Origin of the sequence: Metabacillus halosaccharovorans (assembly GCF_002019635.1) — a bacterium.
Classification (GTDB): domain Bacteria; phylum Bacillota; class Bacilli; order Bacillales; family Bacillaceae; genus Metabacillus; species Metabacillus halosaccharovorans.
The window spans coordinates 2,481,995-2,499,039 of sequence record NZ_KV917371.1 but is presented as its reverse complement, the minus strand read 5'-3'; the positions used below and the strand labels follow the sequence as shown (position 1 = coordinate 2,499,039).

17 protein-coding genes and 2 tRNA genes are annotated in these 17,045 nt (G+C 36.1%); all 19 read right to left on the bottom strand.

The features are described 5' to 3' along the window. Positions 1 to 373: 373 nt before the first annotated feature. Positions 374 to 445: transfer RNA gene (locus BK577_RS11950), tRNA-Glu, on the bottom strand. A 21-nt stretch (positions 446 to 466) separates the two neighbouring features. Continuing rightward, positions 467 to 543 (bottom strand) — tRNA-Met (locus BK577_RS11945). A gap of 286 nt (positions 544 to 829) precedes the next feature. Further along, positions 830 to 1,270, bottom strand: a complete 441-nt coding sequence (locus BK577_RS11940; RefSeq protein ID WP_026562659.1) for a S1 domain-containing RNA-binding protein — start codon at positions 1,268 to 1,270, stop codon at positions 830 to 832. An 87-nt stretch (positions 1,271 to 1,357) separates the two neighbouring features. After that, positions 1,358 to 1,726, bottom strand: a complete 369-nt coding sequence (locus BK577_RS11935; RefSeq protein ID WP_026562658.1) for an FtsB family cell division protein — start codon at positions 1,724 to 1,726, stop codon at positions 1,358 to 1,360. Between the two features lie 11 nt (positions 1,727 to 1,737). Further along, the gene (yabQ, locus tag BK577_RS11930; protein ID WP_078433065.1) at positions 1,738 to 2,373 is read right to left on the bottom strand and encodes a spore cortex biosynthesis protein YabQ; all 636 of its coding nucleotides are present in this window, start codon (positions 2,371 to 2,373) and stop codon (positions 1,738 to 1,740) included. Continuing rightward, positions 2,370 to 2,681: a sporulation protein YabP gene (gene yabP / locus BK577_RS11925; protein WP_078433064.1), complete on the bottom strand. Its 312-nt coding sequence runs from the start codon at positions 2,679 to 2,681 to the stop codon at positions 2,370 to 2,372. The genes yabQ and yabP overlap by 4 nt, the downstream gene beginning before the upstream one ends. Positions 2,682 to 2,810: 129 nt before the next feature. Then, positions 2,811 to 3,080 carry an RNA-binding S4 domain-containing protein gene (locus BK577_RS11920; protein ID WP_078433063.1) on the bottom strand — a complete coding sequence of 90 codons (270 nt, stop codon included), beginning with the start codon at positions 3,078 to 3,080 and terminating at the stop codon, positions 2,811 to 2,813. A gap of 10 nt (positions 3,081 to 3,090) precedes the next feature. Continuing rightward, positions 3,091 to 4,557, bottom strand: a complete 1,467-nt coding sequence (gene yabN / locus BK577_RS11915) for a bifunctional methyltransferase/pyrophosphohydrolase YabN (protein WP_078433062.1) — start codon at positions 4,555 to 4,557, stop codon at positions 3,091 to 3,093. A 15-nt stretch (positions 4,558 to 4,572) separates the two neighbouring features. Further along, entirely contained in the window at positions 4,573 to 6,141 is a 1,569-nt protein-coding gene (locus BK577_RS11910) for a putative polysaccharide biosynthesis protein (RefSeq protein ID WP_169908231.1), read from the bottom strand. A gap of 129 nt (positions 6,142 to 6,270) precedes the next feature. Continuing rightward, positions 6,271 to 6,807 (bottom strand): stage V sporulation protein T, encoded by a 537-nt coding sequence (gene spoVT, locus BK577_RS11905; RefSeq protein ID WP_078433060.1) that lies wholly within the window; start codon positions 6,805 to 6,807, stop codon positions 6,271 to 6,273. A 232-nt stretch (positions 6,808 to 7,039) separates the two neighbouring features. Further along, positions 7,040 to 10,570, bottom strand: coding sequence for a transcription-repair coupling factor (gene mfd / locus BK577_RS11900; protein WP_078433059.1), 3,531 nt, complete (start codon positions 10,568 to 10,570; stop codon positions 7,040 to 7,042). A gap of 149 nt (positions 10,571 to 10,719) precedes the next feature. Then, the gene (gene fin / locus BK577_RS11895; RefSeq protein WP_026562417.1) at positions 10,720 to 10,950 is read right to left on the bottom strand and encodes an anti-sigma-F factor Fin; all 231 of its coding nucleotides are present in this window, start codon (positions 10,948 to 10,950) and stop codon (positions 10,720 to 10,722) included. A 92-nt stretch (positions 10,951 to 11,042) separates the two neighbouring features. Next, positions 11,043 to 11,600 (bottom strand): aminoacyl-tRNA hydrolase, encoded by a 558-nt coding sequence (gene pth / locus BK577_RS11890; protein ID WP_078433557.1) that lies wholly within the window; start codon positions 11,598 to 11,600, stop codon positions 11,043 to 11,045. Between the two features lie 209 nt (positions 11,601 to 11,809). Then, positions 11,810 to 12,436, bottom strand: coding sequence for a 50S ribosomal protein L25/general stress protein Ctc (locus tag BK577_RS11885; RefSeq protein ID WP_078433058.1), 627 nt, complete (start codon positions 12,434 to 12,436; stop codon positions 11,810 to 11,812). 169 nt (positions 12,437 to 12,605) lie between these two features. Further along, a complete protein-coding gene (locus BK577_RS11880) occupies positions 12,606 to 13,559 on the bottom strand; it encodes a ribose-phosphate diphosphokinase (RefSeq protein WP_078433057.1) in 954 nt (317 codons plus the stop codon). An 18-nt stretch (positions 13,560 to 13,577) separates the two neighbouring features. Continuing rightward, entirely contained in the window at positions 13,578 to 14,954 is a 1,377-nt protein-coding gene (glmU, locus tag BK577_RS11875) for a bifunctional UDP-N-acetylglucosamine diphosphorylase/glucosamine-1-phosphate N-acetyltransferase GlmU (RefSeq protein WP_078433056.1), read from the bottom strand. A 359-nt stretch (positions 14,955 to 15,313) separates the two neighbouring features. Next, on the bottom strand, positions 15,314 to 15,604 hold the full coding sequence (gene spoVG / locus BK577_RS11870; RefSeq protein WP_078433055.1) for a septation regulator SpoVG: 291 nt from the start codon (positions 15,602 to 15,604) through the stop codon (positions 15,314 to 15,316). Positions 15,605 to 15,786: 182 nt separating this feature from the next. Then, a complete protein-coding gene (gene ridA, locus BK577_RS11865) occupies positions 15,787 to 16,161 on the bottom strand; it encodes a 2-iminobutanoate/2-iminopropanoate deaminase (RefSeq protein WP_078433054.1) in 375 nt (124 codons plus the stop codon). Continuing rightward, positions 16,148 to 17,008, bottom strand: a complete 861-nt coding sequence (gene purR / locus BK577_RS11860; RefSeq protein WP_078433053.1) for a pur operon repressor — start codon at positions 17,006 to 17,008, stop codon at positions 16,148 to 16,150. The genes ridA and purR overlap by 14 nt, the downstream gene beginning before the upstream one ends. Between the last annotated feature and the right edge of the window lie 37 nt (positions 17,009 to 17,045).

Genomic DNA, 17,045 nt, shown 5'->3' with positions numbered 1-17,045 from the left:
AGAGTATCTAAAGAACTGTTCGACTGTTTTTGAAAAAAGCGACAAATATCTAAATGAATAGTATTTTTTTCAGCAAGTCTTTCGTCAAATTTGTGTGAAACCTGTAATGTCGAGTCAAGAATAGTCAAAAGAAAATTGGAATAGTATGAGCATTAATTGGGTAGGGTAAAATCTATCTTTTATTAAGTTCTTTATACGGAGGTTAGTTGAATCTCTTGGCATGATGGTTGAATTATTGGAGATTTTGGTTGAATTCTTAAAGAATGTGGTTGAATTTATTTCAATCGTGGTCGAATTCGTATTAATTATGACCGAAATAAGTTTTTTACATAACAAAAAACTAGCTGCAGAACGCAACTAGTTTCTTCATTGATGACCCGTACGGGATTCGAACCCGTGTTACCGCCGTGAAAGGGCGGTGTCTTAACCGCTTGACCAACGGGCCTTATTTCCTTACTTTTTTCTATGGTAGCGGCGGAGGGAATCGAACCCACGACCTCACGGGTATGAACCGTACGCTCTAGCCAGCTGAGCTACACCGCCATAGTTATAAAAACGCTCCTTGTTTAAAAGCATGTTCGTCATGTCTCTTCCAGACACATTCCTCACAAGCCTACATGGAAGAAAAATCAGGATGTTTACGGCTCGCTCTAGCCAGCTGAGCTACACCGCCATAGTATAAAAATTTATACTCTGTTTAAAAGCACAAGATATATAATACAATCGATTTAAGCTTCCGTCAATATAAATTTTAAAATAAAACATATAAAAAAGGAAAACATATCAATCATGTTTTCCTTACTCACAAAATGTATATGAAAGCAGCAAGCTATCCTCTTCTAGCCCCACGACCACCACGTTTTGATTCGGTATTACGTTTTAATGAAGCTAGACGATCTTCACTATCTTTTAAGAAACGATTCATTTTTTGTTCAAAGTTCTCTTTGTTATTACTATTATTTCGGAAATCATTTCCTCTTGATCTCGGGCGGTCTGAATTTCTTGGGCGTTCCGGACGTTGAGGACGCTCTGGACGGTCAATGGCCTTTTTAATAGACAAACCAATTTTACCATCATTTTCAACATTAATAACCTTAACAGTAACTTCATCTCCGACTTTTAAGTGATCATTAATATCCTTCACATAATTATCGGCTACTTCACTAATATGAACGAGACCTGTGGATCCGCCTGGTAACTCCACAAACGCTCCAAAATTAGTAATGCCCGTCACTTTACCCTGTAACTTGCTGCCAACTTCAATCGACATAAAAATAATGCTCCTCCTTAAACAGATAAAAAATCATTCGAACCTTTATTATATTATACATAAATAAAAAATCCAGTGTCAACAAGGCTACTCTTTTATGTTAAAGATGATCTCATTATCATCAGATAAGAAATAGTCTCGTCTGGCAATCTTTGCAATATACTCATCATCATTAAGTTTTACAATTTCTTCTCTTAATAAATTTTCTTCTTTTTCCAAGCTGGCTAATTCTTCTTCCAACTTTTCTTTTTGCTCGTTTTTTTCATTTATGGCTGAAGATTGACTAAATAAAGTGGTCACTATAACAGAAGAAGTGACGATGACTAATATTCCTAGTAGTAATAGCCGCCGAAATAAGCCTCTTTTACGCCTTTTGGAAATTTGCTGTTGTCTCTCTTGCTCCATTGCATATTGTGATTGTAGTTCCGTAATTTTCTTCGATCTTTCGAGACTCATTTTTCTCCTCCTTACTCCTTTGTTAAACGTTGCCACCACAATTTTAGCTTATTAAATGTATTCTTGATTTTATTTAGATATCCTGCTAATTTGTAAAGAATTCTTGTAATAAATTGCCTTATCTGCAGTGGAACCAGTCTCCATAAAAGCCTTCCTACCCATTTTACAGGGGCTAGTAAAATTTTAACCAAAGAATATACAAATTGAAAAGCCCATTTTAATAAATTCCATATAACTTTGACAATTCCAAGTATAATCACGATGATAAGTTGTATCAATGCTCGTATAGGCTGAACAAGCAAAACCTGTCCGATCTTCTTGATAATATTATATAATCGGATGCTTGTCTGAATGAAATATTCCAGAAGCTTCAAATAGAGTTGTTTAAGGAGCCCCTGGTATGCAGCATACCCACAGAGTAAGGCAAGGAAGATATATATCCTTAGTTCACCTTCATTTACAAGTAACAAAAGATAAAATAATATTAGGCCTTGAACAACCCAAAACATAAAGTCATTGATAAAAACAACCCACCTAGCTCTCAATGGCCGCTTCAAAAAGCGACCATATGTGTCAAGAGCTACACCTATCCAACTACCCATTCCTACCATCGCAAGCATAGTGTAAAACTGTGTTGTTAAACTCATTTAAATAACTTGCTAAAGAGTCCTTTAGCTTTCTCCGATTGCTGTTCATCCAAGTAGATTAGATCAAATATTCTACTGCCTTTTATCGATACGATTCCTTTATCAACATCTAAGTTTTTCATTTGAAGGTTTTGGCCACGAATTGCTAAAGCCCCCATAACCGTATCCAATAAGAATTCCTCACTATCAAAGCTTTCAACCTGTTTTACGCCGGTGATCTCTATCAACTTTCTGCCTCGCATGATCACATCATGCTCTTGAATCGTACCTTTATTTCCAGATGCATGATTCTCATAGTATTGGCTCATATTCTACCTCCGAATTCTAATAAAGGATTTTCCTTTACATGTGTATGATCCTTCAATTCGGTTTAGAACAAGCTATATACAATTGCGGAAGCGCCTTGATCAGACTACGGCAGGTATGAAAGCAACCACTTAAAAAGAATCTTGCTCAACCTTCTCTTCCTTCACCACTCGATAAAGGTTTGTCGCTTCTTCTTTTCTTGTTGTTTCCTTTAAGTCTTCAATGACAACAGTTACCAGCTTTTGTCCAAAACGGATCATCAACTCATCACCAATTTTTACATTGGAACTGGCTTTACCCGGCGACCCGTTTATGGAAATTCTCCCTTGATCTGCTACTTCCTTAGCTAGTGTTCTTCGTTTAATTAATCTTGATACCTTTAAGAATTTATCTAACCTCATCTTCTATCCCTCATTCTTTATCTAATTTCTTTGCTTCATCCCAATAATGATCCATCTCTTCTAAAGACATGTTTTGAAGTTGTCGATTATGCTCAATTGCCATCTTTTCTATATACCCAAATCGATCATAAAACTTCACATTTGTTGAAGATAGAGCTTCTTCTGGTTCAATCTTATAATGTCTTCCCACATTTACAAAAGCAAATAAAAGGTCACCAAACTCTTTCATGATGAGCGAATGATCTTTATTCACAGCAATTTCATCTTCAAATTCTTTTAATTCCTCTTTTACCTTATCCCAGGCACCTTCCACTGAGGGCCAATCAAAGCCGACCTTTGCTGCCTTCTTTTGCAAATGAAATGCTTTAGATAGTGCCGGAAGAGAAGATGCAACAGCATCCAGTATTGATTGCTCTTCTCTTGTCCCCTTCTCTTTCTTCTTTATTTCCTCCCAATTAGCCAGGACCTCATCTGAATCAGTAACAGATTGTTGACCAAAAACATGGGGATGACGACGAACCATTTTCTCAGCTACACCTTTAATCACATCATCAATGGAGAACATACCTTCATCCTCGCCAATTTGGGCATGTAGAACAACCTGTAATAACACATCTCCCAGTTCTTCAATGATATGATCAATATCATCCTTATCAATCGCCTCTAATAATTCATAGCATTCTTCTATAAGATATTTTTTCAACGATTGATGTGTTTGTTCTTTATCCCATGGACATCCGTTCGGTCCTCTTAATTCCGCAATAATATGACGGAAGGAAGAAAATTGATGGTAAAGAATTGTATCGTCCGTAACAGGTGGTATATAAACACTTGTTAAATTATTGATAGTTGTTTCACGATCTAGTTCGTAAAGCTCAATTTCTCTCAATTCCTGTAGACTACTGCCTGCAGCTGTGACTATTTTAATTTTATAATGATCAGGTAGTTGCTCCATTAGTGTGAGCTTTACCTCTGAAGCTATCATTTGATCATAAACTTGAGTGATGATCACATGTCCCTTCAACTGCAGCATCTCTTTTCTTAAATCAAATGCATCAACAAGCTGAAATCCTTCAACCGGATCTATTTCTAATGCTTGAAAAGTGGAATCCAGAAAGCTTTGTCCACCTTCTATCTTAATTGTATATCCTTTTTTTCTTCCTTCTTTTAAAAGAAGCTGAACTGTTTTTTCAGCAACAAGTGGATGACCAGGCACAGCATAGATGATATTCATTTCATTTGCTTTTGTAAGAAGCGTATCCACAATAGCTGTATACACGTGATCAAAATCATCATGCTGTTCATAAATGGTATCAAAGGACTCAAAATGTAATTGATCCCCTAACTCAGATATAACAGGGTGTTCCTTTGTTCGTAAAAATAGATGTTCCGATTGAGTTAATAATCGATACACACCATATGGCAGCTGATTCAGATCTCCTGCACCAAGCCCTACAATTGTAATTGTTTTTGTCATCTATGTACCTCATTTCTATTTAAAAAGTTTCTTTATTACAGGAATATATTGAATCTCTGAATGGGAGAATACTTTCATTTTTAAAATTAAAACGATATAAACAATTCCACCAATGAATACTCCAATTAGTGAAATGATCATTGAGTGTGCACGAGTTTCAGGTCCAACATATGCCAACCCTAGTTTAAGAGTAATGACCATAATAATAATTGCCATTCCTATTTGACCACTTGTTCTTATGTATGGAAAAGAAAAACCTTTCACTTTAATGAATACCATCATGACCAAAGCAACAACAAAATATGCTACAAGACTTGATATCGCAGCTCCTGTCACATCATACTTGGAAATTAACATGATATTTCCTAGATATTTAAAGGACACGCCGATTACAACCGCTATTGAAGGTACAAATGTGTATCCTAATCCTTGTAAAACAGCAAACATTGTTAGACATATGGATGTAAATAAAATAGATCCGCTTAAAATCATAAGTACTTTTGAGCCTGAAATATCTTTAAAAAGCATCATGTTAATAGGATCTATTAAGGCTATTAATCCTCCCGCAGCACCGGCACCAATAACTAAACATAATTTCAAGGAAATCTGCAACTTTTCCTTTATAAAATCCTCATTTTGCTGCATTTTTGCTTGAGCAATAGCTGGAACAAGTGATAGTGCGAAGGACGTTGCTACCACTGTACCTAATTGTATTAACGGTTGCCCTCTGTCATATACTCCCTTTGCTACTTTTGCCATCTCCTCATCTATACCATTATGAAGAAGTAAAGCATATAAATGCATGGCATCGACTAACTGAATGAGAATAAGCAACAAGCTAGTAATCCCAAAGCTAAAACTATATTTAAGTAACGTTAATACAATTTCTCTAGCTTGAATTGATGCTGATAGATTCCAATGTAATCTTCTTTCCTTTTTGTTTCGTCTCCATAAGAAAAGGAGAATGGAAAATCCCGCTATACTTCCTATTACAGATGATACCAATGCACCCCAACCTGCTGTATAGAGGTCATACCCTAGATGAATGAAAAAATAAGAGCTTATTAAAATAAAAGAAACTCGAAATCCCTGTTCTACCACTTGAGATACAGCTGTTGGTTGCATATTCTGCTCATATTGAAAATAACCCCTTAGTAAGGAAACAAAAGGAACCAACAAGAATGAGAAAGAAGAGATTTCAATAAGAGGTGCTAATTTTGCATCTCCCATTATGATTGAGATAGGGTGTGAATATATGTATAGAAGAAAAGACAATGCCACCCCAAAGATCGTTAAATATATCATAGCAATGGACATTATTTTTGAACGATCCTGCTCCGATTTTCCGTGGCCTAAATCACTCATTACCTTTGATATCATAACAGGAAAACCGGAAGTTGCTAACACCACACTCATCCCATAAAATGGGTAAACCTGCTGATAAATATAAAAGCCAATATCCCCTACAATATTTTGATAAGGAACACGGTAAGCTGCACTTAATATTTTTGTTACTAACCCTGCAATTGTCAGGATGAAAACACCACGCAAGGCAATATTCATATGATCTTTTTCGATGTTCATTCTATCCCCTCTCAAACATCCTCTATGAGGATTATAGCATATATCAAAAGCGCAAGCGCCTTGATCAGACCTCACGCACTTAATTTTCAAGTACATAAAAAAGGTAGCGAAAATCCGCTACCTTTTTTCTTATTGCTCCATTTGACGAGCTAAAAACCCTGCAGCTGTTTCCACTGCCTTGTGTTCAACCTCTCCAATTGACTGCTCTTTAGAAAGGATGATAACAGCTCCAATTGGATCTCCATTAGCAACAATTGGCCCAATTGTATATGACTTAATATCTTCGCTTAAACCTTCAACAATTTGAATGTCTCCTGCATCAGTTTTTAAAACTGAATTTCTTTCCTCCATAACCTGCTCGACAATGTCACTAATGTTCTTGTTTAAGTATTCCTTTTTTGATCCTCCAGACACAGCTATGAAATTGTCTCTATCACAGATTAAAACAGGATGTCCCAAACTATCGTATAAGGCATCAGCATATTCTTTAGAAAAATCGCTTAGCTCACTAATTGGTGAGTATTTCTTTAGAATGACTTCTCCATCGCGATCCACAAATATTTCTAAAGGATCTCCTTCACGGATTCGTAAGGTTCTGCGTATTTCCTTTGGAATAACTACACGACCTAAATCATCAATGCGACGAACAATACCAGTTGCTTTCATCTTATGTTGCCTCACTTTCATCGGATGATAGGAAATTGATGATTGTTGTTAATATCCTGCTGTAAGTATAAAAATAAGAACTGTTTATGACAGGAGCTTCTTTTATGTAACAATCATCATTTGTTGAAATTAGTATCCTTCACCAATCGTGTAATATACATCCTGAACCGGATTTTTTAGGAGAAAGTGAAAAGCAACTAATAATAATCGCCTATAAACTCTTTTTTTAAACTTATTTTGCTGAGATTTCTTCTTTTTTCACTTGTGAAAGACCATTTAAAAGTTCTGTAATGATCGACAACCATTTTTCAACTTCAAGACCTTTTGTATTGACAGTTAATTTTAATCTGCTGCCTTCCATTCCTAAACCGACAATGCGAGGATATTTATTGCTTAAATCAAACAGCTTTTGTCCATCAATTTGGTTACTTGCCTCATCTTCTATAAGCATCATAATTGTTTCTTTATCTTGCTTGATAAGTTCAACTCGTTCTTGAATAGCAAAAACCTTAATTTTTGCAATATGGAATAGGTACTCAACTTCTACAGGATATTCTCCGAAGCGGTCGATCATTTCTTCCTGTAATTCTTCCAATTCGATTAATTCTGTTATTGATCTAAAACGTTTGTACATATCAATTTTTTGACGCCCATCCGTAATATATGTCTGTGGAAGATAAGCATCAACCTGAAGATCAATCTCTACATCAATAGCTTTTTGTTTTGGCTTATCTACTTGTCTTTCCTCTATTGCTTCTTTCAGCATTTGAGAGTATAAATCAAAACCAACAGAATCAATGAATCCATGCTGTTGAGCACCTAATAGATTCCCGGCTCCTCTAATTGAAAGATCCCTCATTGCAATTTTGAAACCTGAACCAAGCTCAGTGAACTCCTTAATTGCCTGTAGACGCTTTTCAGCAACTTCTGTTAGGACTTTATCTTTTCGGTAAGTAAAATATGCATATGCAACACGATTAGATCGTCCAACCCTTCCACGAAGCTGGTAAAGCTGCGATAGTCCCATTTTATCTGCATCATTCACAATTAATGTATTAACATTAGGAATATCCACACCAGTTTCAATGATTGTCGTGCTTACAAGCACATCAAATTCTCCTTCAAGAAAGCTTATCATAACAGATTCGAGTTCATTTTCAGTCATTTTCCCATGTGCAAAGGTAACCCTTGCATCAGGAACAAGCATCGAAATTTCTTCTGCTTTACGATCTATATCTTCAACACGGTTATATAGGAAAAATACTTGGCCTCCACGTGCCAATTCTCTCTCAATTGATTCTCTTACTAATGCCCCGTTGTATTCAACAACATATGTTTGAACAGGAAAACGATTCTCAGGTGGCGTTTCAATAACTGATAAATCTCTCACTCCGAGCATGGACATATGCAATGTTCTAGGAATTGGAGTTGCTGTTAAGGTTAGCACATCAACATTTGCTTTTAGTTGCTTTATTTTTTCTTTATGTGTTACACCAAATCGCTGCTCTTCATCAATAATAAGTAATCCTAAGTCCTTATATTTAATATCTTTTGAAAGCAGACGATGAGTTCCTATCACCATATCTACGCTGCCATTACTTAATCCTTTTGTTGTCTCAGTAATTTCTTTTCTCGTTCTAAAACGACTTAAAAGGCCAACATTAATAGGATATTCCTGGAAACGTTCCCGGACCGTTTCATAATGTTGTTGAGCTAAAATTGTTGTCGGAACGAGCAATGCTACTTGTTTTCCATCGGCAATTGCCTTAAAGGCTGCTCGAATTGCAACCTCTGTTTTTCCATATCCAACATCTCCACATAATAAGCGGTCCATCGGACGAAGTCGTTCCATATCTTTTTTAATTTCTATGATAGAGCGAATTTGGTCATCTGTTTCTTGATAAGGAAATGCCAGTTCAAATTCTTTCTGCATTTCTCCATCTGGTGAAAAGGCATAACCTTCACTTGCTTCCCGCTCGGCATACAGTTTGATCAAATCATCTGCAATATCTTGTACAGAAGATTCAACCTTTTTCTTCACTCTACGCCAGTCATTCCCACCAAGCTTATAAATTTTTGGCTCTTTACCTTCAGACCCTACGTATTTTTGAACTTGATCAATTTGATCAACAGGAACATATAACTGGTCACTACCTTGATAGCGAATATTTAGGTAGTCCTTATGAATTCCATTAATTTCAAGTGTTTCAATTCCAAGGTATTTTCCAATACCATGATTAACATGAACAACATAGTCGCCAATTTCCAGTTCAGAGTAGCTCTTAATCCGTTCTGCATTTGAAAGCTTTTGTCTTCTGACTTGCTTTTTAGCCCTTTTCTTAAAAAGCTCTTCTTCTGTAATAACGGCTAATCTTTGCATTGGGAGTTCAAACCCTGTTTGTAAATCCCCTTCAACAATGGAAATTTTGCCAATGTGTAAAAATTCATCTTGCCCTAAAATCTTCGCCTCAATCTCATAGTCTTCCAATACATCCTGAAGCTTTTTTGTCCTTTCCTCATTAACACCTAGAAATGCAACCGCATACTGTGCTTTTTGCCAACGTTCTAATTCATTTTTCAGCACATTCATTTGGCCATGGAAACTTTGCATTTGTTTACAAGATAAATTTAGTATGTTTTGAGGACTAGTATGTGGCACATGTCTTAAAAATAAGGAAAGATAAATAGACGGATGTTTGCTTTTTGACATAACATCCATATAAGAGTGTGACATTTTCACATCTTGAAATACCTTTCCTTCTTCAAGCAGGCCTGTAAACCACTCGGCTTCTTCACGTTCTAACTGGTCATATGTCTCATGAATTCTACTTATTTCATCAAGAACAACCATAGAGTCTTTCGAAAAATAATCTAGTAAACTAGCAGGCTGATCATAGAAGAGTGATGAAAACTTAAACATATCTTGATTTAGCTGATTGTTGCGTAAACGCTCTAAATCGTATTGAATATTTTCAACCAACAATTCCTTTTGCTGTTCATTCTTCATCTTTTTGAGACTTTTCGCTAAACCTTCTTCTACTCTCCGAATACAATTCTCTCTTGACTCATCTGTTATAATCATCTCTACAGCTGGACCAATCACAACATTTTTTAACATCTTTATCGATCTTTGGTCTTCTATATTAAACGATCTGATAGAATCAATTTCAGTATCAAATAACTCAATTCTTATCGCATTGTCCTCTGTAAGGGGATAGATATCTATAATTCCTCCACGAACACTAAATTCTCCCGGAGCACTAACCATATCAACTCTCTCATAGCCTAATGAGATAAATTGTTGAATGTATTCATCCAAGTCTATATCTTGTCCTAGAGACAACTTATATTGTTTCTGTTTCCAAAGTGTTTTTGGCGGCAGTATTCTTCTTATCCCTGCAACGGGAGCCACGACTATCGAGCTTTTTCCTTCAGACAATTGATTTAATACTTCAATTCGTTGTGCTTTTAGCTCGGGACTTGCTACTGCCACTTCAGATGCTATCAAATCATTAACAGGATAAAGATACACATTATCTTTAATCAAGTTTAGTAAATCTTCATAAACCTTTTGAGCTTGAAACAAATTATGTGTCACAATCAAGATCGATTTATTTAACTCATGATAGAGTGAAGCTGTAAAAACTGTCCTAGCTGAACCGGAAAGACCTGCGACAAGTTGTTCTTTTAGTCCTTCTTCAATCCCGGAAACAATTGTTTTAAAATCATCATTTTCATAAAAAAACTGCTGTAAACTTTTCAAGCTCAGCCCCCCTCTCAATATTCCATTTTTCATTTTGCTAAATATAAGTAATGTCATTGGTTATCGGTACTACTTATAGTGTTCGATTATGTTTCTATCCATTAGTGGAGAGGTAAACAGAAAAACGCTTTGGGGGTCACCCAAAGCTCTTACTGAATGAAGTGTTCCACTTGGTGTAAATCAGGGTTTCTATGTAATGCATCCTGACAGTCTTCACAAATCGTCTTTATGTGCATATCACCACTTTGCTCATATGTGATCATCTCCTGGCGTTCATCATGTGTTAAATGATGAAATCCAAGCTGCTCACTTGAAGCAGAGATATTATCAAGGCTTCCTACCTTTACACCACAGTGTCTACAATAATAATGCAAAGCCATCATTATCCTCCTAAAAAGGAATGTTTTACGTTTAGTATGGTCCTTTTTACGAGGGACTATACATACGGAAAATGAAGGCAAGCACATTGGATTTAATTATATTCATTCATCACTTGTACGAAATTCTTCTGAATCCAGTCTTCACAAGCCTTCGCACTGTAATTTATTGCTTCGTTTATACCTTCCATATCTTCTTGAGTAAATGTGCCTAGCACATAGTCTGTAATCTTCATCCCATTAATTGGGCGGTCTATTCCAACTCGTATTCGATTAAATTCCTGTGTTCCTAAGTGAAGAATCATTGATTTAATACCATTATGTCCACCGGCACTGCCTTTAGATCTTAAACGAATTTTACCAGTAGGAAGATCTAAATCATCGTATATGACAACGATTTCTTCTGTACTTATATCATAGAAATCCATTAAAGGGCGAATACATTCACCTGATAAATTCATGTATGTAAGTGGTTTTAATAATATGACTTTCTCTCCGGAAATATGACCTATACCATATATCCCGTTAAATTTCTGCCGATCAAGAGGAATGGCTAACTCCTCTGATAGCTTGTCAATTACTTTAAACCCCACATTGTGCCTGGTATTTTCATATTGCCTCCCAGGGTTTCCCAACCCAATGACGAGCTTCATAAACACCCTTCGCCTCCAAACAAGATCATCTATTAAGAATCATAAAAAGAATTAATATTATTGCCTTTTTTACTATTATATCTTATTTAGCATATAAATTCTTACCATAAAAGTAAAGTGTCAGCCTTCATTTCCTTAAAATATGGATAAGATTACTCCATATTTGGCTCATGAAGAACTGACACTAGTTTTGTTCTATTTTAATTATTTTATTTTTCGCTATTCTCCCGACCTTCTTCATTTTCAGGTTGTCCCGGTTCTTGTTCTTCTCCGCTATCAATTTCTTCTTCCTGTTGTGGCGGAAGTATAGAGGCCACTACCTGCTCCTCATCCTGAGTAAATTGATAGTTTGGACTTGTCGAGAGATCTTTAATGTAAAGAGTCTCATTCACACCTAAGTTTGTAATGTCTACATCTATTGATTGAGGAATATTACCCGGCTTTGCCGTAATCGTTACTTCATGTAATGATTGTTGTAATACGCCACCGTCTTTAACACCCTGTGCTTCACCAGTTAGATGAACCGGTACTTCAACTTGAACATCCGCCTGCATGTCCACAATATGAAAGTCAGCATGAATAATTTCATTCTTTAGTGGATCTGTCTGCATATCATACAACATAACAGCATGTGATGAACCATCAACATCCAAATGGAGAACGGTATTCTTTCCTTCATCTCTAAGGGTCTTAATTAATTCTATGCTATCTAATGCTACTGGTTGGCTTTCTTTAGCTTTGCCATAAATAATAGCTGGAATTTTGCCAGACTCACGAACTTTTCTTTTTGCCGAATTAGTAAACTCTGTTCTTTTCATTGCTTGTAAAGTTGTCATATTTACACCTTCCTAACGATATTCGTTCATATATATTGTTTGCCCATAACGAGAAAGGTATAAACATTTTTAAGAGAATAAAGTGAAAGATACGAAAAAAACCTATCCAGCACCTAATATATCTCTTAGATAAGGTACGGTAGGTTTTTTTAATAAGAGAGATTAAAAATTAATCAAAAAGTAAGCTTACTGATTGTTTTTCATGTACTCGAATGATCGCTTCACCAATAAGTGGAGCAACTGATAGTTCTACTAGCTTATCAATTCGTTTTTCTTCCGGGAGTTGAATTGAATTTGTTATGACTAATTCTTTGATTTTTGAATTAGCAATACGATCGATTGCCGGTCCTGATAGAACAGGGTGTGTACAGCAAGCATATACTTCCTTTGCCCCATTCTCTTCTAAAGCATTTGCAGCTAATGTAATTGTCCCAGCTGTATCAATAATATCATCTATTAAAATCGCTGTTTTACCTTCAATATGACCAACAATATTCATAACCTCTGCCACATTTGGTCTTGGACGTCTTTTATCAATAATCGCGATAGGAGCTTTTAATTTATCTGCTAATTTACGCGCTCTTGTTACACCCCCATGATCAGGAGAAACAATAACGATATCATCTAATTTTTTCCCTAAGAAATACTCACCTAAGATCGGTACTCCCATTAAATGGTCGATCGGGATATCAAAGAATCCCTGTATCTGCGGTGCATGAAGATCCAATGTAATAACGCGCGTTGAGCCGGCTGTTTCTAGTAAGTTTGCAACAAGCTTTGCTGTTATAGGCTCCCTTGCTCTCGCTTTTCTATCTTGTCTAGCATAGCCGTAGTAAGGAATAACAATATTTATTGTTTTTGCTGATGCACGCTTTAAAGCATCAATCATAATTAGTAGTTCCATGATATGCTCATTCACAGGGTTACTAGTAGATTGGATAATATACACATCACAGCCACGAATACTTTCTTCAATGTTTATTTGAATTTCTCCATCACTAAAGCGTGTTACAGAACTCTTCCCTAATTCAACGCCAACAATATCAGCGATTTCCTTTGCCAATGCAGGGTTGGAATTTAGTGTAAATATTTTTAAATTTGAATCTCCATAGCGATTAGACATGTAAAGTGTAAACCTCCATTAGGAATTTTTATGATTTAAACGGTCGACATAATTCTCTTTATTTACTTGTCGAGCACGTGCAACTGTTAATGCTTTTTCTGGTACATCATTCGTTACAGTAGATCCTGCTGCTACATATGCACCTTTTCCAACTGTAACGGGCGCAATTAAGTTTGAATTACAGCCTATGAAAGCACCATCTTCTATTTTTGTTAAGAATTTATTTTTCCCATCATAATTAACTGTAATGGAACCACATCCAAGGTTTACATCAGATCCAACCTCTGCATCCCCAATATAACTTAGGTGAGAGGCCTTACTGCCTTTGCCCATTGATGATTTCTTAATTTCAACAAAATTTCCAATCTTCACCTCATCGGAAATATGAGAAGAAGGACGAATATGTGCAAATGGGCCTATTTGTACTTCACTGCCGATTTCGCTATCATGTGCGACAGATTGTCTGATCGTTGTTTTAGTACCAATATTACAGTTTTTAATTTCTGTATTTGGTCCAATAACACATTCTTCACCAATCACAGTTTCACCAATGATCATAGTTCCTGGATAAATCGTTGTATCGCGGCCTATCTTGGCATCAACAGAAATATACGTATTATCCGGATCTATAATTGTAACACCATTTCTCATATGCTCTTTATTAATACGTTGTTTCATTAGTTTTTCCGCTTGTGATAATGCAATTCGATCATTTACTCCTAATGTTTCTTCAAAAGATGCTGTTTGATACGCTGAAATGACTTTCCCCTCTTTTTTCAGAATCTCAATTACATCTGGTAAATAATATTCTCCTTGAACATTATCATTAGAAACATTTTTTAATGCCTTGAACAATTCTTTATTGTCAAAACAATATGTACCAGTGTTAATTTCCGTAATCTTTCGTTCGTCTTCTGATGCATCCTTATGTTCAACGTTTTTTTCTACTGTTCCCTCTTGGTTACGGACAATACGGCCATATCCAGTCGGATCTTCAGCATTTGCTGTAAGAATCGTTGCCTTTGCATTTGTTTCTTGATGATGGGCTAACAAAGCAGACATTGTTTCAGCCGGAATTAAGGGAGTGTCACCACAGATAACAATTGTTGTACCCTCTTCATCTTCAAGAAATGGTGCAGCCTGCATTACTGCATGCGCCGTCCCTAATTGTTCACTTTGTAATGCATACTCTGTTCGATCACCAAGCTCAGACTTTACCTTTTCCGCCCCATGGCCAACAATTGTGACAACTTTCGACAATGTTAATTGTGTTACTTGATCAAGTACATGCTGAACCATTGGTTTCCCACAAACAGGATGTAACACTTTATATAGTGAGGATTTCATTCTTGTCCCTTGTCCAGCAGCCAGAATAACTGCATAACGATTATCCATTTAATAAGCCTCCAATAAGCTATAATCAATAGAAAAACTTCACTCTTCGCCAATTCCTAATGCGGGAGCATAGTTTTTTCTTTCTTATTCACCATAAAACAGTACCTTTTTATCCATAAAAAAATATATCTTAAAATAAGTCGTATTTCAAGACAACAAACAAAAGTACATGATATTTCTAATTTTATCACAAGTTTCATCTTTCAATTGAACTTACTGGAAAAATCATTAAATCTTGTTTGAGATCTTAAAAAAGTTGTCGAATCTTCTTCCTACATAAGGACCGAATCTTAGAATCTTATTATTTCCTAAAACAAAAAAAAGAACCTTGTACAGTTGTACAAAGTTCCTTTGTTATTTTATGAAGCACCTGCTTCTTCAAATTCAACTTCTAATTCACCTAAACGATGATATTCAGTCAGTACAGCATCTTGAATTTTTCCGCGTGTACTGGAATTGATAGGGTGTGCAATATCTCTAAATTCACCATCAGGAGTGCGCTTACTTGGCATCGCAACAAAGAGACCGTTATTACCATCAATAACGCGGATATCATGAACTACAAACTCATGATCTAACGTAATAGATGCAATTGCTCTCATACGTCCTTCGGTATTTACGCGGCGTAATCTTACGTCTGTAACTTCCATTCTGTTCACCACCTTTTCCCCATATGAAAAACTTTAGTTACTAAATTCAACGTTACTTCTGTTATTCCTCCCTTAATTTGAAAATTTTTTTAATTTTAGGCAAAATAATTGACAAATATTCTATTTTTTTGATTTTCAGCTACAAAAAAAGTCAACCACATCAGAGTGATTGACTTTTCATATTATTTAACTAATGCAATAACCTCAATTTCAACTAAAGCATCCTTTGGCAATCTTGCCACTTCCACACATGAACGTGCAGGCTTATGAGTTGAGAAATATTGTCCATATACCTCATTAAAAGAGGCAAAATGATTCATGTCTTGAAGAAACACAGTTGCTTTTACAACACTTTCTAAAGATGCACCTGCTTCTTCTAATACAGCTTTTAAATTTTTAAACACTTGGTGTGTTTGCGCTTCAATTTCTCCTGAAATCATTTCCCCTTCAGCAGTTAAAGGAATTTGACCGGAACTATAAAACAAATTATTTACAATAATTCCTTGTGAATACGGTCCAATTGCAGCAGGTGCTTGACTTGTACTAACGATCTTCATAAAGTTCCTCTCCAATCTCTTTAGTATTTACAATCTGAAAGTAAGTGCCTTCTGTTACGTGAATATTTCGTTCACGAACATCCACGTCAGCTAATTTTACCAGTGATACATATTGATCAACTAATCTTTCTTCAACACCCTCTGTTTCTACTAGAACACCTATGCCCGCTACTGTTGCTTTAAACTCTTCCAAGAGGCTAATCATGCCGTTAATTGTACCCCCAGCTTTCATGAAGTCATCAATAATGAGCACATTTGATCCTTCTTTTAAGCTGCGTTTAGCAAGCAACATCGTTTGTATTCTCTTTGATGATCCCGAAACATAGTTTATACTTACGGTTGAACCTTCTGTTACTTTACTGTCTTTTCTAACAATAACAACAGGTACATCAAGCTGTGCTGCTACGGCATATGCCAATGGTATCCCCTTCGTTGCCACCGTCATGACTACATCAATTTTCCGGTTACTAAAAACTGTCGCAAAAAGACGACCAATTTTATTAACGATAGATGGGGTACCTAGAAGGTCAGTTAAATATAAATAACCTCCGGGAAGCAATCTTTCCGGTTTTGCAATAAGCTCACATAGTTCAGCAATGAATTGCTTCGCCTCATTTGCTTCCACCTTAGGGATAAATTTCACTCCACCTGCAGCACCTGGCACAGTTAATAATGTCCCGATTCCTTGCTGTTCAAACGTTTCTTTAATAATCGTTAAGTCTTCACTAATTGATGATTTAGCAGATTGGTATTTCTCAGAAAAAAATGTTAATGGTACTAAAGAGTGTGGATGATGAAGCATGTAGTTTGTCATATCAACAAGTCGACCACTACGACGAAATTTCATGAACTGGTAACCCCCAAAATCCGAATATTATTATTGT